We start from the raw sequence: 23,142 nt of genomic DNA, 5'->3' as shown, positions 1-23,142 counted from the left end.
GATCAACCCTTTTTTGAAGAAAACTTGAAATAATGTGCTGTTCGCTGAGAATTTGAGCTAAACACGTTAAAAATACAACATAACCATCAAATTATTAACAACTAACGGGGTTCAAAGCTATTTTATATTAGAAGTAGAGTTAAACGATCTTCATATAGAGGCTTACACCCCAGATGATCAATACGATCGTTAATGAAAGTGTTACGGCTGCAGATCCCATATCTTTGGCCCTACCTGACAATACATGTAACTCTGTACTTACTCGATCTGTTAATGCTTCAATGGCGGAGTTTAGTAATTCAACTATTAATATAATAAGCAGTGAGCCAATTAGTATTGCCCAGTGCAATAGTGATGAAGCAAGCCAAAATGAAATAGGAAATAATATAAGGCTTAATAGTAGCTCTTGCCTAAATGCTGCTTCTTCTTTAAATGCTGCTTTAAAGCCAAGGTAAGAGCAATAGGTTGCTTTGAAAACACGCTTGAGGCCTAAGCCATTTGGTTTTAATACATCTTTCATTAATAAACTCTATGAATGAAGGTCAAAATAAAGCCCCGCACTGCGAGGCTTTTTATTTATGCTACGCCGTATTGATCACGGTAAGCTTTAACTGAGGCTAAATGCTCATCCATTGTGCCTTGGCTTTCAAGGTAACTGATAAGATCAGCTAATTTTACAATTGAAATCACTTTGGTATTAAAGTCACGCTCAACTTCTTGAATAGCTGATAATTCAGCTTTACCCTTTTCTTGGCGATCTAACGCAATTAAAACACCACTAAGATCAGCACCATTTTGTGCAATGATTTCCATCGACTCACGAATCGCAGTACCTGCAGTAATTACATCGTCAACTAGCATAATTTTGCCATTAAGTTCTGAGCCTACTAATGTACCGCCTTCACCGTGTGCTTTTTTCTCTTTACGATTAAAGCAGTAAGGTACATCTTTATCATGATGATCCGCCAAGGCAACCGCTGTTGTTGTCGCTATTGGAATACCTTTGTACGCAGGACCAAATAATACATCGTACTCTATAGCAGAATCTTCGAGTGCCGATGCATAAAAGCGACCTAAACGCGCTAAGTCTCGACCAGTATTAAACAAACCAGCATTAAAAAAGTAAGGACTTGTGCGTCCAGACTTTAATGTAAACTCACCAAATTTTAACACCTGCTTCTCTAGAGCAAATTCTATAAACTCTTTTTGATAATCTTTCATATCTTGTGGCCTACCTATTTATGCTAATGCTTGCTTTTGTACGTCAATTATTTCACGAATAGAATGTTTAGCTAAAGTAAGTAACTCATCTAGCTCATCAAACGAAAAAGGTTCGCCTTCAGCTGTACCTTGAATTTCAATAATTTTACCTGTTTCGGTTAAAATTACGTTCATATCAGTCTCTGCTGCTGAATCTTCAATGTATTCTAAATCGCTAATTGCTTGGCCTTTGTAAATACCAACTGAAATAGCTGCAATCATATGTTTAAGTGGGTTTGAATTAATCATACCTTTTGCACGCATATGTGTTAGTGCATCAACAAGTGCAACACATGCACCACTTATAGAAGCTGTACGTGTACCGCCATCAGCTTGAATAACGTCACAGTCAATGGTAATTGTGTTTTCGCCAAGTGCTTTTAAGTCAACAGCCGCACGAAGTGCACGTGCAATTAAGCGTTGAATTTCCATAGTACGACCGCCCTGCTTACCACGTGCAGCTTCTCGAGCATTACGCGTATGCGTTGCTCGCGGTAACATACCGTATTCAGCATTGATCCAACCTTTACCCTGACCTTTCATGAAACGAGGAACGCCCGATTCAACAGTAGCTGTACAAAGTACTTTGGTGTTACCAAACTCAACAAGTACTGAGCCTTCAGCATGCAAAGTATAATTACGTGTAAATGTAACAGGTCTAATTTGGTTAGGTGTTCTTTCGCTTGGACGCATTGACGATCCCCTTAATTCAGAATTTGCGACATTATAAGTGTATGTGGGTATAGATACCATGTTGATTTAAATAAATAGCTGTATGCAAAATATTCAGTGTATTAAATTTTCCCTAGAGCTTAAGCAGTGTTACGGTATAATCATCATAATATTGTATTTATAAATTTAGGAAAATATCCATGATCCACAGTATGACAGCTTATGCGCGTCGCGAAATAAAAGGCGATTGGGGTACTGGCACTTGGGAAGTTCGCTCAGTAAACCAGCGTTACCTTGAAACATTTATACGCGCACCAGAGCAATTTCGTGGCATGGAGCCCGTTATTCGTGAGCGTTTACGCAAACACTTACAACGCGGTAAAGTTGAGGTCTTTTTAAAGTTTGTGGCAAATCCAGCCCACGTTGGCGAGCTATCAATTAACCAAGCCCTTGCTGAACAACTAATAAATAGCGCTAAATGGGTTCAACAACAAAGTAATGGTGATATTAACCCTGTTGATATATTACGTTGGCCTGGCGTTATGGAAGCAGAAGAGCTTGATATGGATAGCGTTAATACAGCATTAATAGCTGGTCTTGATCAAGTAATCGAAGATTTTAAATCTGCACGTGGCGATGAAGGTGCAAACCTTGAAGAAATGATAGCAATACGCCTTGATGCAATTCTAGAGCAAGTAGAAATTGTAGAAACGCATATGCCTGAGATTGCTAAATGGCAGCGTGAAAAACTTGCTCAAAAGCTAGAAGACTTAGCAGCAAACATTGACGAGTCACGCCTTGAACAAGAACTTATTTATCTTGCTCAAAAACAAGATGTAGCTGAAGAACTAGATCGCTTAAAGTCTCACGTTAAAGAAACTAAAAAAATCCTTAAAAAAGGAGGCGCATGTGGCCGCCGCTTAGATTTTATGATGCAAGAATTTAATCGTGAAGCAAACACGTTAGCGTCTAAGTCTATCAATAGTGACATCACTACTGCAGCCGTAGAGCTAAAAGTACTAATTGAGCAAATGCGTGAGCAGATCCAGAACATTGAATAGACTCCACGCAGGTCTCAATGTGATTTAAAAACATTTAAAATCAACGCCTTAACAAACCAAAACTCTACACAAGTCCATTGACTTCCATCTAAAACCACCACCAAGTGGTGGTTAATATGGTGGGTATGGTACACTTACTTAAAACCTAAGTGGTGGGTAAAACCTTGCCCACCTGTATCATGGCTATTAAAGGTGGATTATGGCTAAGCTAACGGTAAAAAAAGTAGAGTCACTTATAAAAGCGGGTGGCAATAAAACACAGCGCTACGCTGATGGTGATGGCTTGTACTTGGTTGTTCCTTCTTCAGGCACAGCCAGTTGGATGCTGCGTTTTACTTCAAATAAAAAACGCCGCGAAATGACGTTAGCAAAAGTCAAAGATCTTACCCTGGCAAACGCTCGCCTTGAAGCCGCCACTAAAATGAAACAAGTGCGCGATGGTTTTGACCCATTAATACAACGAAAGCGCGCCGAGCAAGAAAGCATTAAAACAGTTAATGACTTATTTAATGACTGGTATCCCACCTTAGTAAAGCGTTTAAAATACCCTGAGATCCCAAAGCGCGTATACACTAAAGATATTGCTCCGGTAATTGGTGATATAAAGCTCGACCAAATAAGCGCGCGCGATATACGCACCACTATTAATGCTATAACAGCCGCAGGTAAACCTACAATTGCAAACGATGCACTTGGCTATTGTAAGCAATTATTTAACCATGCAATAAAACTAGACCTAATAGCAGGAAACCCAGCCTCTGCATTTACAGTGCGTGACGCAGGCGGTGTAGAAAAAAGTAAAGACAGAGCATTAACCACCAGCGAACTTAAGCAATTTTTCGATACTGCCAAAAAAAATCCAATGAGCTTCACCCGTGACAACTACTTAGCCTGTACTTTATTAGTGTGTTTAGGGGTGCGTAAGTCTGAATTATGCGAAGCAAAGTGGGAAGAGTTTGATTTAGAAAAAGCTGTGTGGGAGCTACCAAAAGAGCGCAGTAAAACCAATGTAGGCCTTAGTATTCCTTTGGCCCTACCGGTAATACAGTGGTTTGAAGAGCTAAAAATGAGAAGTTGTGGTTCTGACTATGTGTTCCCTAGCCGTCGCGCCAGTAAAAATCCACATATGGGGCCTGATACGCTTAATCGCGCTATCACTAAGTTATTTGGCCATGAGCCAGGTAAAAAGAAACAGCCACCAAACTTAATGGGCGATATGCCTCACTTTACTGTTCATGACTTACGCCGCACCTGTCGTACTTTACTTGCACAGCAAGGCACCCCCGGCTATGTAGCCGAGAGATGCTTAAATCATAAGTTAAAAGGGGTAGAAGGTATTTATGATAAGTACGATTACTTTGAAGAGCGCAAAATTGCGTTAGCATCATTAGCTACAACGATTGAAGAAATGGTTAGTACCATTAATTAAAGTAGTTTACTGGCCTAATTTTATATCAATTGATTGGCGCTTTATTTTTAAGCCAATCTTGTTGTTTTAAGCGCTCCCAGGCAGCCAAAATATGAGCAGGCTTCATTTTTGATTTTCGTGCATTCCAACTATGTACCGAGTTAATAAGTAGATCATCAGTAATGTCATTACCTTCTAACTCATTAGTGGCAACCCAATGTACAGTTGAAAGTAACTCCATACCGTTTTGCGACTCAAAGCCTTCTATTAGCCTGGCTACTTTATCAAACCGTTGTTTTGTTTCTGGGCATGCTTGCAAATAGTTAAGTGCCTCAATAGCAGCATCATCTTTAAGCTCTATTGGCGTATCTGGCTTGTTTATGCCATCTGCATAACCAGTAATAAAGTGGCCTTCCATTTTATCTAACACATGGCGAAGTACATCGGCATAAGGGCCATAATGGTGCTTTTGAAATATCACCTTGTTTAGTGGCTCACCCGCTGCCGTTAAAAAATACACAAGCTTTTGTACTTCTAATAGCGATAAGCGATAACCAAATCCAGTAGAGGTATAACGTTCTATCAAACCTAAAACGGCAGCTCTACCGAGTGTCATATCGGGCCTTTTAGTTTTATTAGGCATCGCCTGGGCCGTTGGAGCATTTTGTGGCGGGTATACACGCCATTCAACATCTGGTAATTCACTTAAAGAGCTCTGTATAAGTGAATCAACTGCATGCCAATCTAAGCCCCCTAAGCCGCTTCCCAGTGCTGGTAGGGCGACTGATTTAAGTCCTAATCGCTTTACTTCAGCTTTTAGGCTATTCAGCCCTAGCTCTATATACTCAAGCTTAGAACTACCTTTCCAGTGCGCTTTAGTAGGAAAGTTAATAATATAAAATGGTGCATTAATAGAGTTAAGCTCAACAGTTAGCACTTCACCTGTTACCAGCTCTTTATCATCACAAGCTTTTTTGTATACCTTAAAATTATCAGGAAAGGCCTTTTTAAATTGCAAAGCAAGCCCTTTACCCATTACACCCACAGTATTAACTGTGTTGATAATAGCATCAGCTTGATCATGTAATATATTGCCAGTTTGATAAATAATCATCTTAACCTCAGTAGTACCACTGCGGCATAACTAATACCTCAGGTTTATGTTGCACAGCTTGAAGTAACATATTTACTTCATCAGCAACATCTTGTGTTTTTACGCCTATTTGGCGAATAGCTGTCCACTGTACAGATTCAAACGCTAAAAACTCAGCTTGTTTTTCTTCTTTAAAATCCTGCCAATAGCGTTCATTAATAATACGTTTAATATCTAACTCATTAATACGTGTAAAATCATCAATTTGCTCTGCATAATCTAAATCAGCATGAATATCAGTAAAAAAGCAATGTTGGTTTCCCAGGCGCACTGTTTCTGTGTCGCTAATTAAGTGTAATACCTTATCTTGCCCACCGCCAAAATCATCATGCCCACAATGAATAACATACAACATGACTGAACGCGGACAAAAATTAAATGGTACATACTGGCCAATCGTACCACCCGCAGCCACTTTTACAAGGCGAACTAAACGGCGTTGTTTAATATGGTTATAGCCAATATTTTGGTTAACTAAACCAAGCTCAATACGTTTAGCGTCAGACCACAAGCAACCTTGGCCTAAAATACTAGCTAAGTTATCAATGTGCGTTATGTGCGAGACCTTGACCGTCATTATCATCTCTCTTTACTGTAACCCTATGACTCATTTTTTCTCACTCCATCCAGAAGTCATTAACTCACTAAAGTCTCTTCTGGATAAAACGTTAGAGCAATCTCGCCAATCTTTATCCGAAGGTTCCATAGTGCTCGTATAACGAAGGTCAAAACCATTAGCTTTCTTTTGCGCGTCGATGTACTCATCCATTTTTTCGCCCATCGACTCAATATCTTCTATCCACTCATCTTTAATCGTATCTGGCAATGCGCCAAACAAGTTGTAACGGTCCTGCATACGTTCAGAAAGCTTGTCATATACCTTTTCATCAACAGTTTGTTCATTGACCAAATTAAGCATATCCACTTGCTCACGAACTTGTCCAAAACGCTTAATACGACCTATTCTTTGCTCCAGCTTGGTTGGGTTCCAAGGGAGATCAACATTTATAAGTGTGCCTAACGTTTGTAGATTCAAGCCCTCACAAGCTGCATCTGTAGCTACCATAATTTCTAATTGGTGCTCGGCTACCATTTTCTTTAAGGTCTCACGCTCGATATTCACGCTATCACCTTTTTGGTATAAACGACTTCTACCTGCACCAGCATATAAACCTACTGCTTGATTTGGATATCGCTCAGCTAAAGAGTCTGCAACCCATTTTGCTGTGTCGTAGTACTGACTGAAAATAATAACCCCATGCTTGAGCCAATCCTCCTGCTCTAAGTAATGCAGTACAGCACGTAGTTTCGGATCTTCATCAACACTTTCTAAACTGGTAATCATCCGTTCAAGAACCGCTATTTCTTCTGGGCTTTCCGCTTTTAATTCAACCAATTGCTCATCGCTTTCTTCTTGAACGGTTCGCCCCTCTAGCAGCATTTTGGCTGTATTTAAACCGGCAACAATACTTGAACAAATACGTTGCTCCATAAGGTTCTTCATAAACCCACTGCCTTTTCCGCTTTGCGACAGCGCTTTACCAAAATGTCGAGCTTCTGTATAAGCCTGGCGGAATTCTTCACTAGTAATTAGCGCCTTGCCCGTAAACAAACTGCCAAATTTATGCTCTTTTTTGGCTAATTTCCTATCTGGGTGAACATGTACGCCAATACGAGGGAGTAAGTTTGCATCCTCTAGTGTCACGCGCTTACGTAGAACAATATGACGAACAAATGGATTCTCGCGCTGAAAGAAACTAGCCCCTGCAATATCACGATCTAGCTCGTCTTCTAGGTAGTCCCTAGAGTCCTCGGATAGATCAGTTAATGGATTTCTAATATCTGACTTTCGATTATTTAGGAGATCAAGATCCTCTCGAATGGAGCGAACCAGCTTCCTTGAATGCTTTTCGTTACTAGAATCAACCATCGGAAGCGGTGAACGTAACAACTCCCATGCAAAACTAGGTGAGCTTACATGCTGCTCACCAGACAAAATAGGTAGTACATCTTTTGGACGATGCCATTTGGCCAGATCATTCCCTAGTACAAAGTTACCTTCTCCTTGATGCAGTATACCCATAAGGTCCCAAAGGTCTTCTGAACGAGTTTGAATAGGCGTGGCTGTGCCCAAGATCACATGATCAGAACGTGCAGCGACATCACGCATAAAAGCAAGTAAATTGTTAGGGGTACCTGCTTCCTTTCCAAAGCCTTGTCTGCTTCGAGCCTTATGTGCTTCATCAAGAATGGTGAGGCCAAACCTTAAACCCAATAGATGCTCTTTCTCTAACGATTCTTGCATCATCAACCCAGTAGACACTATACCAATACGCAAAGGGCACTTGGCGATAAATTCCTGTCCTGAAGGCGATAGCACTCGCTCATCCGAATCAATCCATGCCTTTTTTTGTGTATGCCATCTGGCACAAGGAATACCTAGCTTATCGATCATCTCTGTTTGCCACTGCTCACACAGTGTTGCTGGCGCAAAAATAATAACGGGTTTACGCTTTTTGTTTTCTTTATCACTTAGAAGGCAAAGGCTCAATGCGGCAGTTGCCATTGATAACGTTTTCCCTAGACCAACCTCATCAGCAATAAGCAAACGTACAATGCCATGATTACGATAGTGACGAATACACTCGGTAACAAAACCTTGCTGCCATGGCCTTAATGAAAAACCCTGTCGATAGAGCGGTGATTCAATCAATGCAGCAGGTGCTACGTCATCTTCATCATCAATCTCATTAAATCCGATTTCATGGCGATATCCACGTCGTTTAACCTCACGTATTACTGCATGAGGTAGCTGACGAGCCGCGTTCCATAAGTATTCAAACTCTTCTTCTATCCATGCCACCCCCTCAGGAGAATCATCCTCCCAAAGGATCTCATAGTGCCTTTGCCAGCCACTGCTCGTTTCATTCATTGAGCCCATGAAACCCAGCTTTCGGCCATCCACACACTCGATGACTCCGGCTTTACCATGCAAAAAACCACACACACTGTCAGGTGCAACACGAATAACTTGTCCATGTTTAGCTAAAAAGCTATCAAGCCTTCGATAACGGTCGCGGTTAAGCAGAGCTTCCGTCTCTATATCTTGCTCATTCCATCGGCCAATCATCTTAGACTCTCGAAGCTGAGCTACTTTCAAGTCGTCAGGGTGAATATCCACGTTACAGACGATTTTAACGTCAGGGATCGCCTCAATGAGCTCATGAGCAACTTCAAATAAAGAACTGGTAAAGTAACCCGCAATGCGCTTGTAGCTGCGAGCTCCTTTCAAATGTTCAAGTAAAAAGCTACTATCAAGCCGGTGGGTTCGCGAAGAAAACCGTTTGATCGCCATGTATTATCCTCCCTAATACCATGAGTAATTCTTCATCTATCGCTTAGTTTCCTAACGCTCGCATATTGCGTAAACGAGCACCCAATACTTCAGCAACATCTCGTGTGGCTTGCTCCGGTGCTTTGTTTTCAACGAACTTCAGAATATCAATCAAAACTGGTCGAATCTCCATAAAGTCTGGTAGCTCCTCCTGAAGGTGACTAATCACAGTTTGAGGTTCTGCTTCGGCTAATAGTTGCTGTAAACCTATAATTAACTGCCCTAACCAAGTGGATCCTATCTCGTTGCTCTCTGTTAAATCACGAGATATAAACTCTGGGATGCGTTTCAATTGAGCTTTGTTGGCAGCCATACTTCCCATTACACGCGTGTAATCTTCAACACGGAATGCTTTAGCAAAGTTTTGGTAATTGTCTAACTTGCCAGCTCCAGTGGTCTCAATATCCATCATTCTTAAATAAAAACGTTGGATACCACTTAGTTTCTGCCATGTATCGGCACTTAATCCTTCAGGTACTAAAAGACTGTTTGCAGCCTCTGCCGCTTGTTGAACAATTTCATCAACTACGGTTTCTTCACCTTTAGTGCGAGGGCGCAGCGCAAATGTTGTCACGTCTTCACCACCAATATGGGTGTAAGATGTGAGCACTTTTAATGCGGCTGCATAACCTGCCATTTGTAAGTCAGAATCGTTAAAAACAGGCTCGCCCATCTTATCTTTCACTTCATCGTTCAGATGCATCATGGTCTCGATCTGATTTTTCACTTCAGCTCGAACAGCAGGTAACAAACGCTGTTTGAAGCCTGAATTTTCACCAGCAGGGCGTTTACGTAACATCAAAATCACAGTGCCTTGAACATAGCCACCTTTTTTTAGCTCTGAGGTTGTTTCTGTAGCTATATACCAAGCCCCAACTACTTGAAGTCCTGCGGCCCAGAATATGCTAACCATATCTGACCATACACCTGTATCTTGGTGGGTAAACATCACACATTGCATACCGTTATCCGGCATATGGTCTGCCATTGTCTTATAAGCACTAACCATACCTTTACGGAAATCATCGCCAGAACCTTTAATCGCAAGAGCTCTTCTAGAGTCCCAAGTCCAATTATCAAATGGGGCTGGTGGATTTTTACGCAACCAAGCGATAAAGTACTCAGTAATTTCATGGTAGTTCACTGCATCTGCGTATGGAGGGTCCGTAATATATATATCATTATTTGCTGATATTTGATTACTCGCCGAAGAGTGTAATTCAGTATCCTGAAGCAAAGGAATGGATGGATAATTTTGTACAAATTCGCAATCAAAAAATGATCGGTTAGCCCAGTTGTACAAGGTATTCAACGCCTGATTAGAGAATACGTTGGAAGTAAAATCACTTCCCCCTCCCGATGAATATCGTACAATCCAGCGAGATAGTTTTGAGCAAAAATCCAGTGTTCCACAAAACTCTGGGATTAGTTCTGGAGTATTTATTTCTTGCTTCAGAAAGGCCAAATTCAGGAGATCTCTTGGTGTAAATAATTGATGCCAATAACGCCAGCCGCGCGTTCTTATGAGCTCATCCGTTTTATCACCCGGTTCGATTTCCATGTCTGGGATTATTCCCAGTGACTGCCAGCTCTGAATGTTTTCAGATAAGATTTCATCTACCAATTTTTCACGGGCGATATCTTCGTCTCGTATCCCTGTAAAAAATGTCATTTTTCTAGACTCGTTTACAGTGTCACTAGTAATCCACTGTATTGCATATAGCCTTTCTTGGAAAACATCACTTTCTCTTGGCTTGAAATCTAGCTTTTCCCATAGCCTCAACTGGTTTTTGGTTTTTCCATCATGGTCTCTAAAGTCGCCTCTCAGGGTCTTAATGGGCGTGCGATACACCTTACCATCTAGCTCGTAAACCATTTTTCCATCTTGGACGGAGCCAATTTTGGCAGCTTCTAATTCGATATCAGAAACATCACTGACTACCTCAATCACAAACGATTTAAGTTCCTTATTAGGTATAAGCTTGGCAATCGTATTCTGCCTCGGTGAAATGACCCACGAAGAAGACAGGGGAACCATCCAACCTGTTTCAGGACATCGAGCTTCAATGCAATACAAGAAAGCTTTTGCACGATTTCCTTCACAATCGTGTTCAATCCCTAAATCAGCTATTTTTTGTTCTACCCTATTTTTGACCTGTAATTGCTTTTCAATTATTGACTTATGGACATCGGGTTGAGCTCCGATAATGTTAAAATTTCCCCAAGTCAACATGCAGGCGATTGGGTTTAAGTCAGAAGCGTATACATCACAACCTAATCTAGCAGATTCAAACGGTATTGAACCGCCACCAGTAAAGGTATCGGCTACCTTGGGGCGATGTCCATAGCGAAGTTGCCCGAGTTGAGCTACCAGTTCTTGATGAGATTCAGCATTTATACCCAGGCTTTGGTAATGCTGATTAATGCAGGGCCATATGTGTGCGTAGAGCCACTCTTGATCAACTTCCTCCGGTCTTTTGCAAAGACTAGCCTTGTTCTCATACCCATCAATGTTTTCCAGATACTGCAAGTAAATAGCCAGCTTTTCGCTTTCAGCTATATCGCGACGCCAGCGTAGTTTTAAGGCAAGAGAATCACTATTGATTGGAAACTTTAAGATATCTACCTCATTGAAATTCGCATCAGTAACTTTGACGTTGTGACCAAAATAATCCCAAGGATTATGCAGTTCAATACGAGCAGCGATCTCAGAAGGTTTAACGCTTTTTTTAATCAGCGCACGCTTAGCAAGGCTTTCAATATCAAAGCCCATCAGCATTTCGAATACTTCTAGGTCTTTTTCTTTGTCTTCGGTTTGAGGTAGGAGCGTTCCCAATACTATCGCTCGAACGAGGATAAGAGGTTTTCTGCCTTTCCAATAAGAACCCAGTGAGGTTAACGTCTGTCCAGGACCGGCCTTTCGCTCCTTTTGAGCTTCAAAGGAAACTTTTTGTGCGGGAAAGACTGCTTCGATAAGAGCAGGGGCATCTTTTAATGCAAAAGGCGTTAGTTGTGCCATTTAGTACTATCTCCAAAAAGAGCGACATACTAGAAATTCGCTCTATATCAATTTAGGTATATTCAGGGGCAAAGCTTTCTCGTCGCCCCGCAGCAGAATTAGTTAGTTTTTTTACCGTAACCCAGCTCTTTGAGGCTGCGCCCTTTTAAGTCCCGCCAAGCATCCATGCCACTACGAGGATTACCTGCAATCACACAAGCAGCCAAACTTGGACTTTTAAACGTATATTCTCGTGTAAAAGAGTAAACCCCTCCGTCCTCGACAAGAGCACCTTCATCTAAAAGCTTCTGCCGTAGTTCACGAATAGCAGGTCGTAACGATTTCGCCACAGCTATATTTGCCGTCGAGCCTTTTCCAACAATAAATTCAGGCTTACTCATATCACCAATAGGGTGGCCACCTGCTTTAGCCTTCTTGGCTTCAAATAGGAATAGGACATCCTCCGCCAATGAACTCTCTACTTTAGGTTCAGTAGCAGGCAATCGCGTTTCATCTTGTACTATTGGGTTTGCATTGCCAGTTGACAACTCAGCTAAACTTTCATCTGCCTTCTGTGAACTCTCATTAGATGGTTGCAGATTGCCTTCACTATCGCCTTGAACCGATGAGTAACTTGGTGATAGTTCACGAGCTTGCTTGTCTTTGTCCAATGACTCTGTTTGTACTATATCCCCAAGAGCATGGCGCAACGCAATACGCCAACCGACATCGCGCTCATCCTTATGGCCAGTACTCATTGCCGTCATGCCAAATAACCACCAGCGCTCTTCAGGACGAAGGGCTAACCAGTTACGAACAGCCACAGAGATATTTTCAACATCCATACTCTCAACTGCCCAAGCAAGTACACAAAGCTCTTTACCCAGCAAACGATCGACAACATTCTCACCGACTTTCCAAGAGCTTGGCTTTAGATCGTAGCTTTTTAATCGAGCATTGAACGCTCGCTGTACCTCAGCACGTATTGCAGTCCAGCAAGGACGCTCTAAAACCACACGCTCAACGACTGAGTGCTCTTCGCTCTGAGCTTGCATACCCAGATGCTCACTAATTTCTACTTTGCCACTATTCGCTTTTGGAATAATAACTTTAAAGTGATGAGGATCGCTGGACGCTGGAACGCCAAAACCAAGCGTCGAATACTTAGCCGCATTTTGTTTTGCAGTTACCTTTGACATCTACTTCTCCTCATCACTGTTTACTTTATACATACAGGGCTATTCTTCCTGCGCCACATCACCAGGGCGAAGCTCAATACCGGCTAACTTAGCAAACTCTTTTGCTTCAAAACCATTTTCAAACTCGATGCCATCCCTTACGTTGACTGTGACTGCTGCATCTTCCTCATTAAGTAGCTCTCTTAGGCTGTTTACTGTTTTTTCTATCATGGTAGCTGTAACTAGACGTTCACCAAAGCGGATACCAACGGTGTTTTCACCTTCACCAATTTCAATCCTAACGCCTTTGAATTGAGTTGAAGCCTGATCTTTAAAACGATTGATAACTGAGAAAACCTTATCGGTGGTATCAAGCGATACACGCCTTGTACTACTGATTTGTGCTGGTTTAGTGTCGTCAATCTTTACAGTTTTATCGCCAACATGGGGTATGGAAAATTCCACTGTCTTAGAGGCTTCACCTGATTTGGCGTAAACTAATAACAGCGATGCATCCGAACCGATATCGAATGGCTTGTCATAAGCTGAGCCATCTTTAGGGTTAGAGCCATCTAATGTGTAAAACATGTCAGCATTTGGCGTACATTGCAGAGTGATTTTTCGTTTATCTGCTAACGCCTCAACCTGATGCCTGATTTTAAGGTCTGCAACCCAACGAGTAGCTGGGCCTGCTTCATATTTACCACTTGGATCTCTTACTTGAAAATACAGCGTACTTTCAGTTGTGCTGAAGCTTTCACTATCTTCAACTTGCGCGTCAATTTCTAAAACCTCAGCCTTTGTTGAATAGTGAATAACAGGACTGTCACCTGCATTTCGTGGCGTTAGGCTAAGTACTGACTCTCCAGTATCTGGATGCGTGCTTAGTAAAGATACGTTCACGCTGGTTTTCTCTTTAGGGAATGGCCCTTTTTCAATGTAACCATCTTCACCTTGGCGCCAGCGACCTTGTTTAAGTGCTTCTGCTTTTAGTGTATCCATGCCACTGTTACCAGGCATCCAAGGCCAAGCAGGGTTACACTTAGCTTTACTAACAACATCTTTCCAAGGGGTACGTCTATTCCCGGCACCTGAAGGCCATAGCTCCGCTTCTGCCATTGCAAAGTACTGAGCAAAATCATCTTTTAGATCAGCTGCTAACTTATAGTTGGCGCGAGGATCAGCCATTAACTTGTCAATTTGGACTTCGGCGGACTGTTCACCATCGCCGATTTTTAATCCATTATCGATAGTGACCTTTAACAATTGCTCAGCACCATCTATAGGATCTATTCCAGGAAATAAAATGGTGTTGTATGACGCAGATAGAGCTTTTGAAAAACGGCCTTCTGCTTCTTCTAGTCGATCCCTAGCTTCTTCGAATAAGGTATCTCCAGATTTAAGCTTTTTGTTAATTAGCTCTATTGCATACAGCTCACGTAATCTCTCTTCGACAGCATCCGCCATGATGCTGTCTTGTCCCGTTAATACTAAAAGATTGTTTTTTTCTTGCTGGAACTCAAAGAAGTTCATTAGTTCGTTTGGTGGCACTCTACCATCAGGTTTAATAACAATGAGAGTACGAGGACCACTAAGCTTAAGCTCATCCATTCGAGGCAAAATCTGAACATCTTGATAGGTATTGCGAGTGTTAGGCTGCAATATCCCTTTAAGGCGATTAATCAACGCTTGGTCAATTTTGGGTTGTGGAACTTCCTTTGCACTTCGCTCTATCTGACGAGATAAATTTTCTGTTTCTTTAATGAATAAACGTTCATCTTCACGGTGCAAGTACCATGCTTGTTCACGTAATTTTTGAATAGCTTCTAAAAATTCATCTGCTTTTCGGTTTGGTGCTGCTAAAAACTCGATGATTTCGCTTTCAGATAGACCAATGCGACCACCAACCGCTCTAGAGAGAGACGAAGCTAACAAGAGAGTCATTAATTGAGCGGAAGCATCATTACCTTGTTCTGCATCGATAATCTCTGAAATTGAATCACCCTTGTCTGCAATGTCTCGTGTTATTGCAGGGACTAGCTTCGGAGAGATTCTCTCAATCTCATCCTTCACTTGCTCATCATTTAAATCAAGGTGTTGAGTACCAATCAGGAACACGTCATCAGTTTTTCGCTGGTCAACACTTTTTAGAAGTCGAGCAGTAAACTGCATCAAACCACGGGTTTGGCGGAAGCCTTCATTTTCTTTGAATAACGCAACTAAATGCTTGAAAGAAGGGTGGAACGGATATGTCTCGCGAATTTGGTCAGCAATCTGCTCAATACTTGATGCAATAATGTAGCCGCCGTCTTCAGCCTTCTTGATTTGCTGTGCATACTCTTCTGCAATGTCATTGATTACTTGCTCATCAGGCATTTCATCAACAAGTCGTTTTTTCAAAATGTCATAGATTTCATTGCCCGATAATTGTACCGGGGTGATCGTCATTGATTGACGGCGAGTTTCTTGTTGCAGGTTAGAAATAGAGTCTGCAAGCGCTTTTGTCTGAGCCTTATAGCTGCCTGAAAGGTTCGCCATAACGATACAGCAATTTGGTAGCTCTAAAGCCGCACTCATTAACGTACTTAGGCTATACACCACCATATCTGCTAACGTGCCAGAACCTAGAACCTGCGTACTAGCAACGTTCAAATAAGGAGGTAGCTCATCGATCATAATCAGAGTTGGCGTGTCTCCGATGATGTCTTTCCATTTCTGCTGATCGACAGGTTTAGGCCCATTAAACCAGTGCTCTTTGATTTCTTCTTCAGCACCTAGCTGAGTACAGATATCACCCCAGATATAATTACTAGGGTTGTTTCGGCCATTGAAAGCAGCAATGCGAGCGTTACCAAAATCTAAACGACTATTAAGGGACTCTGGCAAAACAGTAGGTCTTAGGTGAGCATGTTTAGCAAGTAAACCTAAGGCGATCATCATGTGGGTTTTACCACCACCCATTGCTTGAGTTAATTCGAAAACAGCTTGATCAGACTTTCCTGACAACCTTAGCATGCCTTCGCGAAAAAGTTGCTCCATACCGTGAGTAACGAAGTTTCGAGAAAAGAACTCACTTCCATCACCAGCATCAGTGATTAGGTCTGCGAGGTTTTCAATCCCTTGACTCATCCTGTAATCTTGAATTACGGGATTGAAACTACATGCCTGTTTAACCGTTTTGATCATTATTACTGCTCCCTTTGTTGATCTGATTTTGTTGGGGTTTCTATGGCTATATTATTTTTTTCACAATGCTCACGTATCATCACTTCTACCATATTTGCAACTGAACGGTGCTCTGATTGAGCTGCTGCACGTAACGCTTCCTTCAAATGTGGTTCGACTCGAATAGTCAGCGTCGCAGTTTTTGTGGTAGCCATTTAACTCTCCAATAATGCCTGCAAATGTACTGCATTTAGCTTACACTAACATGGTCGTTATTGCACTCTTCCACTTTACTTAACATCCACTCTTCAACGTCGCTTTCAAGCCAAGCTTTGCGCTTACCTGATACGGTAAAGTTTTTAGGGAACTCCCCGTTACTCATTAGTTTATATATGTTGCTTTTGCACAATGTTGTTTTGTTTATTACTTGCCCTAGGCTGAGGAAATTTATCATTTTGAACCCTGTTATGTTGTTTAACTCATAACAAAGGCCGCCGTGTTATTTTTTACTTTTGTCTGTTCAATAAGCGCAGCTAACGATGCCTTTTAAAGGCAACACAAATACAACTCACAAGCTGGCAGCACCAGCTTGTGAGTTATACAAATTACAATTGACGGTTTGCCGCTGCTAGTGCATACCTATAAGCGGCATGCTTACCTGCTAAGCGGTTATCTGCTTTTTTTACTTCAATGTGCCTATTCGCGCTAAGTTTATCTACCAGCCGCCAAAGGTCTTCATTAGTTATTGGCTTTTTATTTGCCTTACGCCAATCTCTGCGTTTCCAGCCTGCTAGCCAGTCATTAAAACCATCTACGCAATAGTCGCTACTTGAATAGATAATATCGCCATCACTGGCATGCTTTAACCCAAAAGCAAGGGCCGAAAGCTCTAGTTCCAATCTGTTGCTGGTATAACCAAAATACTCCCAGTTTTCATTTCCAATACATGCACTGTCATCCAGCGCTATAAAGCCAATACCACCTACAAAGCGGTCTCTTTGTGTTTCTACTAGGGCGGCTTCTACATAAATTTCAGTATTCATTGTTTTTTCCTAAAACGTAATAAGCCGATGCTTTGCTACTCCGGCTTCTGGTTTAAATTATTGATAGGCGATTAATAACAATCGCTACATAACAAACACGGGAAAGTTATTTTTTACTTTTTAATAGCGGGATAAACACGCCCTAATGCCACTTAGTAACAGGCCTTATTGAAAACAGTTTTAGATATATTTCATTAATACGCATAGCCATACAAACTACTTAAGGAGCTTACTATGCGTACAACAAACCAAAGCAATCACCACTACCCTTTTAAAACATCAGAGCTAAATGAACTATTAGAACAAGCAGCAGAAGCCTTAGCTCTTAAATACAAGCGAGAAGGCACCTTTACCGACGCTGCGAATGTAAAAGAGTATTTAACCTTAAAACTGGGTGCGCACGAGCGTGAAGTGTTTGCGGTGATGTTTTTAGATAGTCAGCACCGGCTGATCAGTTTTGAGGAAATGTTTTTTGGCACAATCGATGCCGCGTCAGTTTACCCGCGTGAGGTATTAAAGATGGCATTAAGGCATAACGCCGCTGCGGTGATATTTGCACACAACCATCCTTCAGGTGTTCCTGAACCTAGCCAAGCCGATAAGCGCATTACAGAACGCTTGGTAGAGGCGCTAAAGCTAGTGGATATTCGTGTGCTAGATCACATAGTGGTTGGCGAAAGTTGTGTGTCGTTTGCCGAAAAGGGGTGGATATGATGAATAGCATTACTTCGCCTTGTGCCTATGTGAGTTTACTACCAGCACTACAGCGGTACTTAGCAGCATCTATTAGTTTATGCGCTATTCCTGACACAACGCACGCTATTGCGCTTAACTTTAAACATTCGCCCTACCTCACTAATAGAACAGGCCAACACCCGCTAGAAGTGCACTTGTTTAGAAGCCAGCCTGATAAGCCCTGGCAAATAGCCACCATGACGAGCTTTGCCTTTACCGACAAAGATAGTGAACGTTTAGAGGTAGAGCTTTACTTTAACTTTAGGCACCAGTGGTTTTATCAACCCGATATAAAACGCTGTGAATTAAACCAGCCGCACGTTATTGAACTTTTTCACTGCTGGCAAGGCGCTCTGGTTAACACGTTTAATCAACAACTCTTTGATCACTTTACAGCAAAAACAATCAACCGAATTAATTTATAACACTTAGGAGCTCTCATGCCCGTTTTAAATAAACCCGCTATTGCCTTTAACCCTTCCTTTTTACCTATATCTCACGGTCTTCATACTATTTTAAACCAGGTACTTGCCCAGCACCCTGATAGCTATGGCGCTAAACACATTACGATTAACTTTAGAGATAAAAGCTATAGTGCCGAAAAGGGTGGCTATCATCCTGTTGAAATAGCTTTAACTAAGCTTACGGATGGTAACTATTCAATAATTTATATTACTGACTTTAGTTATTGCGGTAACGCTTACCCTGAGCTTGAAAGAGATACCGATTTTGATATTGGCAACTCAATGGTGTTTTCTCGCTATACCGGCTGGCAAAACATTCGACTACCCGCCATGGCAGAGCTTTATGAGTTATGGGAGGCGAACTTTGTTGGCTACGTAGATATGGAGGTATACGACCAAATTCAAGTTGAGTTTAGCTAGCACTTTAAAGAGCACGCTTAGCATTTAAATAACACCCCCACCAGCACAGAGCAATTTAATAACTGCTTCCCATATTGTTAAAACGGGAAGCTTTAAACCCTTATGCCATAAGGGCTCCTTGATATTCACCACTCTGTGCTACTCAAAACCCTCTTCTACAAACAAAAAAGGAAGCAGACTATGGCTGAGGTCCATGCAATAAAAAATGAAGATACTATTCGCCTGGTTGGTCACTTATTAAGTATTCGATGTAACCCACAAATGGCAGATGTGTGGCACATAGGGTTAAACCTTGCCTTACGCATATCTGACTTACTGTCGATACGATTTGAAGATATACACAATGATAGGCTTATCATTCGTGAACGCAAAACCGGCAAGCTGGCTAATATTCAATTAAATACGAAAGCACGTGAGCATATTGCAAGGGTGAGAGCTGAACACCCTGAGCATATTTATTTGTTTCAGTCTTACAAGTGCCAACAACTTAAAAATAAACCACCACAGCCAATAACGCGGCGTGCGGTATCGATGGCGTTTCAACAAGTAGGCCAAGAGCTGAATATTGCGTTAGGCACTCACTCAATGCGAAAAACGCGGGGCTACTTTCTCTATCAGTCTACAAAAGATATAGGCCGAGTCATGAAAATGTTACGCCACACCTCTGAGGGGGTAACGCTTCGTTATATTGGTATAACGCAAGATGAAGTTGATCAAGACTTTGTTTCTCTTGAGCTTTAAACCATTTCATTTACTAAGGGGGCGGGATAGCTAAACCCTTATAAACAATAGGCTCAACGCCTGTTTTAGTTTTATAAATATCTTACTTTAGAGCAAATAGCATGAATCTATATAACGTGATAGGACACTTTTTAATTGGCAACTTATCTAAAAGCTTAGCGCATAATTTATTTTGGAAAACCGATGGCCCTGTTAGAGGGAGCATTGTGTACTGTGACTTAGCCTTTGGTGTTGCTGAGCATTCAGGCATTTACTTAGGCAACAATAAAATTATCCATAAAAATGCCAAGGGATTAATTGAGACTGTTTCCGTGTACCAGTTTTTAGCTGGAACCAGTGCCATAACCATTTATATAAGTTGTGATGCTAATGGAACCTCTGTTGGATTTGATGATATTGCTAACGATGCTGAAACACTGCTTGGTACTCAACAAGCTTATTCTGTATTAAGTAAAAACTGTCATCAGTTTTGTAGTTACTGTATTACAGGGAATATACATACCAATACCTTTACTTTAGCCCAACTCAAACATGATGCACGTGAGTATATTAAAGCGAGTCAGTGGCGAGCATGGGATTTAACTAAACGATAGGTAATGGGGCCACATGGCCCCTGCTGTGCTTATCGAATACTGGCGCCAAAACAACGGCTACCTTCGCCATAGTGCTTTGTTTTTTCTTTTGCCAAATAGCTTACGTGTTTAAATAATTCTGCAAAATCACCATCAAAGCTATTTGAATCACTATCAAGTCGATGGATAACAACACTTTTCGTTTCCTTGTCTTTAGAGAAAAACACTAGGCCAATAGCTTCGTTGTAATCAATACCCACCACACGGGCCCACGCCTCAACTATTAGTGAACCCAAGTTATTCTTTTTATTTTTGGTTGAACCTATCCAATTAAATCGGTCCTTATTCAAAAGTAGCAGCAAGTGGTAATGATCTGCTACCGATGTAGAGCGTTCTTTTACCCATACATAGCGAACTTTACATGGATGAACCATTTCCCCAAGCCTTTGCTTTCTTCGTGTAGTGCAATCGATTTGCGACTGTAACGAGCGGATAAACAGCTGAATGACATTACCCCACTCTTGATGTGCTTTTAACTTAGGAAACCTTAGGTCTACACGTATAGCCATTAACCTAGGGTGGTTATCTAAAGCCATTTCAATCGTATTATAGATTTTATCTAAGTATGGAATACACAGCGCTCCATGGCTTGTAAGTATAGGCATTCCCCTAAAGGTATTTTTACTAGTTAGTTTTAAGTTTTTATTTTGTTTAGAACGTTGGTGGTTATGATGCACTTTAAGTCTTCCTATGTTTGATTCATAGAAAGGTTATTGCTGTTATTTTTTATAGATTTATTGCTTAACGACTACAGTGGTTTTAGCTACCTAATGGGTGTAATAACTAAGAGATGATATTGGTATATTAAACAGACAGAATATAAAACGTGCCGCAAAGCACCGCCATATATGTAAATAGTGCTTTAAAACCACTGTAAAGTTATATTACTTGTGTAACTCCCAAGAAACACCTGTACCTTGAAAGTTAATGGTTGTTTTAGCCGGCCATTCTAGCTCACCTTCAAATGACTTATTCGCATTCGAAACAACGAAAAAGTCACCATTACTTTTAAAGCAATAAAACTGTATTTTTTTATTTAGCAAATGCATGCTTTTTTCTAGCTGGGTAATAAGCGCAAGTAAAAAGTCAGCGTATTGAGTTACAGCTTCACTACAAGATGACTTAATCGCTGCATTCACTTCAGTGTTAGTTGATTGTGCTAACATATAATTAATTAATTGTTTGTTTTTAAATGGAGCGCGTTCAGCGACACTCTCAGCTACTAACTCATAAAAATAGTGATACATTCGCTGTGCTAATCTGTGTTTATTTAGCGCCATCACTTCAGCTTCAAGAGTAATTTTTCCCGTTTTACGATTACGCTTGTTTAGCGCTTTACTTACCTCTTCATTTATTTTTAAGCCAAATAATCTCTCTTCTGGAAAGTTATTTATTCTTAGTAAGGCGCCGCCAAAATAACGAGGGTTTAAAATTAAAACTGACTTACATTTTGGGTATAAATTTGGAGCATTGCCTCCTGCTATAAATTTTAAAATGAACTCCTCATGGATTAGCTCATCTATAAATTTACGTACCCTTGATAATGATAACCCCGTAAAGCCAGCTAACTTATTAAGGCCTATATTTGAAACTAGACCAATACCATTACTTAGCATGACTAAAGCCGCTTTCATAAATTTTCGGGCCAAGCTTTCAGCTGTTAGTTTAGTAAAATCATCATTAACGCCTAACAAGGCTTGTATGTAATTTGCTTTTTTACCGTAAAAAAATACTGGTATGCTAGGAGTGTTTTTTAACTTATAGATCTTTTCTGACGCCTTTTCCTCATTCCTCGTGACCTCTAAATAGTCATTGGTATTTAAGCGAGCAATTGCGTTTCTTACTGTCGATTCACTTAGCATTAGCGTGTTGGCTAATTTAGCAATAGACATCCCTTTCTTTTTACCTTTGTGAACTAACCAAAGCCACCGTAGGTAGATAAGCCTATCTTGAGCTTTTATCTCTTTTTTTCCTTCAAACGCATCTAGCATCACACCCCCAATTCACACATAATACCTATTATAAGTGTAATACATCAAAACTTGATTTGCATCCTGTTACATGTAAAGCTTCATGTAACATAGTAGTTTTAAGGTTAGTTATGCGCACTGTTTTAAATGATGAATTTATAAAATGGATAGATTTTTCTGACGAAGAAATGACTCGTTGGACTGGGCAATATTTTAAAAAGCTAGGGTATCCACCGAAACATTTACTCACTCGTAATACAGAAAAAAGCCTACTTCAACAATTAGAAGCGTACTGCTCAGATGTTCAAAATATACTCGATAAAGAAAACACTCTTATCAGAATGAAGCGAGCTTGGGGACAATACAAAAGAAGAAAAAAAGCCAAGCACAAGCAACTGACGGTTAATATCAAGAAAGACACTTTTGCCAAGCTCACAAAAATCAAAGAGCGCAATCAGTTTACTAATATTGGACAATCTATCGATTCTTTATTTGACGGTAGCCTAGTAAGTAGGGAGATGGCACAACTAGAAAAAGCAAATATAGCGTTAAAAAGCCAGCTAGAAAAAATACAAAACCAAGCCCATTTAAAAGCTGACTTGGTCAAGATGGAAAAGAAAATTGAGTTTTTAGAAAAACAAAATGCCGTTTTAACACAGGCAATCGAAAAGCTTACAACAAGCTAATAAAGTGCATAAATTAACTTGGTCTGTAAGCTTTATTTTGGGATTTGATTAAGGCTTAGGTGTAAGATGGACCTATTGAACGGATACATAATCAATCGCTTTTTAAGCATTTATTTAGAGGGCGTTCAGAATTCTGTGTCAGCCTAAATTGCTAAATATCTA

The 23,142-nt window shown here is 40.9% G+C and carries 22 protein-coding genes; 8 read left to right on the top strand and 14 right to left on the bottom strand.

Annotation, left to right across the window (positions count from 1 at the left end; all coding sequences use genetic code 11):
• Nucleotides 1-139 precede the first annotated feature (139 nt).
• The 3 genes from GQR53_RS17250 to rph are packed head-to-tail and all read right to left on the bottom strand — an operon-like array spanning nt 140 to nt 1,953.
• Entirely contained in the window at nt 140-520 is a 381-nt protein-coding gene (locus GQR53_RS17250; protein WP_165744685.1) for a diacylglycerol kinase, read from the bottom strand.
• 56 nt (nt 521-576) lie between these two features.
• Nucleotides 577-1,221, bottom strand: coding sequence for an orotate phosphoribosyltransferase (gene pyrE, locus GQR53_RS17245; RefSeq protein WP_002958891.1), 645 nt, complete (start codon nt 1,219-1,221; stop codon nt 577-579).
• Nucleotides 1,222-1,239: 18 nt separating this feature from the next.
• A complete protein-coding gene (gene rph / locus GQR53_RS17240) occupies nt 1,240-1,953 on the bottom strand; it encodes a ribonuclease PH (RefSeq protein WP_002958890.1) in 714 nt (237 codons plus the stop codon).
• Between the two features lie 179 nt (nt 1,954-2,132).
• On the opposite strand from rph, the gene GQR53_RS17235 reads away from it, so the two are divergent.
• Together GQR53_RS17235 and GQR53_RS17230 are read left to right on the top strand one after the other, a co-directional pair.
• On the top strand, nt 2,133-2,993 hold the full coding sequence (locus tag GQR53_RS17235; RefSeq protein ID WP_138488390.1) for a YicC/YloC family endoribonuclease: 861 nt from the start codon (nt 2,133-2,135) through the stop codon (nt 2,991-2,993).
• 199 nt (nt 2,994-3,192) lie between these two features.
• On the top strand, nt 3,193-4,422 hold the full coding sequence (locus GQR53_RS17230; RefSeq protein WP_165744683.1) for a site-specific integrase: 1,230 nt from the start codon (nt 3,193-3,195) through the stop codon (nt 4,420-4,422).
• Between the two features lie 25 nt (nt 4,423-4,447).
• Here the strand turns inward: GQR53_RS17230 and GQR53_RS17225 are convergent, their stop codons facing one another.
• The 9 genes from GQR53_RS17225 to GQR53_RS17185 all read right to left on the bottom strand — a co-directional run bounded on the left by GQR53_RS17225 (nt 4,448) and on the right by GQR53_RS17185 (nt 17,332).
• Nucleotides 4,448-5,515: a macro domain-containing protein gene (locus GQR53_RS17225; protein ID WP_165744681.1), complete on the bottom strand. Its 1,068-nt coding sequence runs from the start codon at nt 5,513-5,515 to the stop codon at nt 4,448-4,450.
• A gap of 7 nt (nt 5,516-5,522) precedes the next feature.
• Complete coding sequence (locus tag GQR53_RS17220; RefSeq protein WP_165744680.1) at nt 5,523-6,131, bottom strand: DUF4433 domain-containing protein; 609 nt, start codon at nt 6,129-6,131, stop codon at nt 5,523-5,525.
• Nucleotides 6,132-6,161: 30 nt separating this feature from the next.
• Nucleotides 6,162-8,909 carry a phospholipase D-like domain-containing anti-phage protein gene (locus GQR53_RS17215; RefSeq protein ID WP_165744678.1) on the bottom strand — a complete coding sequence of 916 codons (2,748 nt, stop codon included), beginning with the start codon at nt 8,907-8,909 and terminating at the stop codon, nt 6,162-6,164.
• A 43-nt stretch (nt 8,910-8,952) separates the two neighbouring features.
• On the bottom strand, nt 8,953-11,967 hold the full coding sequence (locus tag GQR53_RS17210) for an anti-phage-associated DUF1156 domain-containing protein (protein WP_165744676.1): 3,015 nt from the start codon (nt 11,965-11,967) through the stop codon (nt 8,953-8,955).
• A gap of 98 nt (nt 11,968-12,065) precedes the next feature.
• Complete coding sequence (locus tag GQR53_RS17205) at nt 12,066-13,145, bottom strand: anti-phage-associated DUF3780 domain-containing protein (protein WP_165744674.1); 1,080 nt, start codon at nt 13,143-13,145, stop codon at nt 12,066-12,068.
• A gap of 39 nt (nt 13,146-13,184) precedes the next feature.
• Nucleotides 13,185-16,310, bottom strand: a complete 3,126-nt coding sequence (locus GQR53_RS17200; protein WP_165744672.1) for an anti-phage-associated DUF499 domain-containing protein — start codon at nt 16,308-16,310, stop codon at nt 13,185-13,187.
• A gap of 2 nt (nt 16,311-16,312) precedes the next feature.
• On the bottom strand, nt 16,313-16,504 hold the full coding sequence (locus GQR53_RS17195; protein WP_165744670.1) for a ribbon-helix-helix protein, CopG family: 192 nt from the start codon (nt 16,502-16,504) through the stop codon (nt 16,313-16,315).
• Nucleotides 16,505-16,539: 35 nt separating this feature from the next.
• Entirely contained in the window at nt 16,540-16,743 is a 204-nt protein-coding gene (locus GQR53_RS17190; protein ID WP_165744668.1) for an AlpA family phage regulatory protein, read from the bottom strand.
• Between the two features lie 151 nt (nt 16,744-16,894).
• Complete coding sequence (locus GQR53_RS17185) at nt 16,895-17,332, bottom strand: RNase H family protein (RefSeq protein ID WP_165744666.1); 438 nt, start codon at nt 17,330-17,332, stop codon at nt 16,895-16,897.
• A gap of 234 nt (nt 17,333-17,566) precedes the next feature.
• Here GQR53_RS17185 and radC point away from each other — a divergent pair, with 234 nt between their 5' ends.
• From radC to GQR53_RS17160, 5 genes are all read left to right on the top strand, one after another.
• Nucleotides 17,567-18,046, top strand: a complete 480-nt coding sequence (gene radC / locus GQR53_RS17180) for a DNA repair protein RadC (protein ID WP_165744664.1) — start codon at nt 17,567-17,569, stop codon at nt 18,044-18,046.
• Entirely contained in the window at nt 18,043-18,492 is a 450-nt protein-coding gene (locus GQR53_RS17175; RefSeq protein WP_206013363.1) for a DUF2787 family protein, read from the top strand. Before radC ends, GQR53_RS17175 begins: the two co-directional genes overlap by 4 nt.
• 15 nt (nt 18,493-18,507) lie before the next feature.
• On the top strand, nt 18,508-18,951 hold the full coding sequence (locus GQR53_RS17170) for a DUF2787 domain-containing protein (protein ID WP_165744662.1): 444 nt from the start codon (nt 18,508-18,510) through the stop codon (nt 18,949-18,951).
• Nucleotides 18,952-19,131: 180 nt separating this feature from the next.
• The gene (locus tag GQR53_RS17165; protein WP_096038216.1) at nt 19,132-19,692 is read left to right on the top strand and encodes a tyrosine-type recombinase/integrase; all 561 of its coding nucleotides are present in this window, start codon (nt 19,132-19,134) and stop codon (nt 19,690-19,692) included.
• Between the two features lie 101 nt (nt 19,693-19,793).
• Entirely contained in the window at nt 19,794-20,285 is a 492-nt protein-coding gene (locus GQR53_RS17160) for a lecithin retinol acyltransferase family protein (RefSeq protein ID WP_165744660.1), read from the top strand.
• A 29-nt stretch (nt 20,286-20,314) separates the two neighbouring features.
• Here the strand turns inward: GQR53_RS17160 and GQR53_RS17155 are convergent, their stop codons facing one another.
• The gene (locus GQR53_RS17155) at nt 20,315-21,001 is read right to left on the bottom strand and encodes an inovirus Gp2 family protein (protein WP_165744658.1); all 687 of its coding nucleotides are present in this window, start codon (nt 20,999-21,001) and stop codon (nt 20,315-20,317) included.
• 207 nt (nt 21,002-21,208) lie between these two features.
• The gene (locus tag GQR53_RS17150) at nt 21,209-22,315 is read right to left on the bottom strand and encodes a transcriptional regulator (protein WP_165744656.1); all 1,107 of its coding nucleotides are present in this window, start codon (nt 22,313-22,315) and stop codon (nt 21,209-21,211) included.
• Between the two features lie 110 nt (nt 22,316-22,425).
• Here GQR53_RS17150 and GQR53_RS17145 point away from each other — a divergent pair, with 110 nt between their 5' ends.
• Entirely contained in the window at nt 22,426-22,980 is a 555-nt protein-coding gene (locus GQR53_RS17145; protein WP_024598680.1) for a hypothetical protein, read from the top strand.
• The last annotated feature ends 162 nt before the right edge of the window (nt 22,981-23,142 follow it).

It is taken from the genome of Pseudoalteromonas sp. Z9A6, assembly GCF_011378805.1.
GTDB lineage: Bacteria > Pseudomonadota > Gammaproteobacteria > Enterobacterales > Alteromonadaceae > Pseudoalteromonas > Pseudoalteromonas distincta.
The sequence above is the reverse complement of the archived record's forward strand: the minus strand, read 5'-3'. Positions and strand labels throughout refer to the sequence as shown.

Coding starts and splice junctions, on each gene's coding strand:
- GQR53_RS17250 (WP_165744685.1), bottom strand. CDS start 520: ATGAAAGATGTATTAAAACCAAATGGCTTAGGCCTCAAGCGTGTTTTC.
- pyrE (WP_002958891.1), bottom strand. CDS start 1,221: ATGAAAGATTATCAAAAAGAGTTTATAGAATTTGCTCTAGAGAAGCAG.
- rph (WP_002958890.1), bottom strand. CDS start 1,953: ATGCGTCCAAGCGAAAGAACACCTAACCAAATTAGACCTGTTACATTT.
- GQR53_RS17235 (WP_138488390.1), top strand. CDS start 2,133: ATGATCCACAGTATGACAGCTTATGCGCGTCGCGAAATAAAAGGCGAT.
- GQR53_RS17230 (WP_165744683.1), top strand. CDS start 3,193: ATGGCTAAGCTAACGGTAAAAAAAGTAGAGTCACTTATAAAAGCGGGT.
- GQR53_RS17225 (WP_165744681.1), bottom strand. CDS start 5,515: ATGATTATTTATCAAACTGGCAATATATTACATGATCAAGCTGATGCT.
- GQR53_RS17220 (WP_165744680.1), bottom strand. CDS start 6,131: ATGACGGTCAAGGTCTCGCACATAACGCACATTGATAACTTAGCTAGT.
- GQR53_RS17215 (WP_165744678.1), bottom strand. CDS start 8,909: ATGGCGATCAAACGGTTTTCTTCGCGAACCCACCGGCTTGATAGTAGC.
- GQR53_RS17210 (WP_165744676.1), bottom strand. CDS start 11,967: ATGGCACAACTAACGCCTTTTGCATTAAAAGATGCCCCTGCTCTTATC.
- GQR53_RS17205 (WP_165744674.1), bottom strand. CDS start 13,145: ATGTCAAAGGTAACTGCAAAACAAAATGCGGCTAAGTATTCGACGCTT.
- GQR53_RS17200 (WP_165744672.1), bottom strand. CDS start 16,310: ATGATCAAAACGGTTAAACAGGCATGTAGTTTCAATCCCGTAATTCAA.
- GQR53_RS17195 (WP_165744670.1), bottom strand. CDS start 16,504: ATGGCTACCACAAAAACTGCGACGCTGACTATTCGAGTCGAACCACAT.
- GQR53_RS17190 (WP_165744668.1), bottom strand. CDS start 16,743: ATGATAAATTTCCTCAGCCTAGGGCAAGTAATAAACAAAACAACATTG.
- GQR53_RS17185 (WP_165744666.1), bottom strand. CDS start 17,332: ATGAATACTGAAATTTATGTAGAAGCCGCCCTAGTAGAAACACAAAGA.
- radC (WP_165744664.1), top strand. CDS start 17,567: ATGCGTACAACAAACCAAAGCAATCACCACTACCCTTTTAAAACATCA.
- GQR53_RS17175 (WP_206013363.1), top strand. CDS start 18,043: ATGATGAATAGCATTACTTCGCCTTGTGCCTATGTGAGTTTACTACCA.
- GQR53_RS17170 (WP_165744662.1), top strand. CDS start 18,508: ATGCCCGTTTTAAATAAACCCGCTATTGCCTTTAACCCTTCCTTTTTA.
- GQR53_RS17165 (WP_096038216.1), top strand. CDS start 19,132: ATGGCTGAGGTCCATGCAATAAAAAATGAAGATACTATTCGCCTGGTT.
- GQR53_RS17160 (WP_165744660.1), top strand. CDS start 19,794: ATGAATCTATATAACGTGATAGGACACTTTTTAATTGGCAACTTATCT.
- GQR53_RS17150 (WP_165744656.1), bottom strand. CDS start 22,315: ATGCTAGATGCGTTTGAAGGAAAAAAAGAGATAAAAGCTCAAGATAGG.
- GQR53_RS17145 (WP_024598680.1), top strand. CDS start 22,426: ATGCGCACTGTTTTAAATGATGAATTTATAAAATGGATAGATTTTTCT.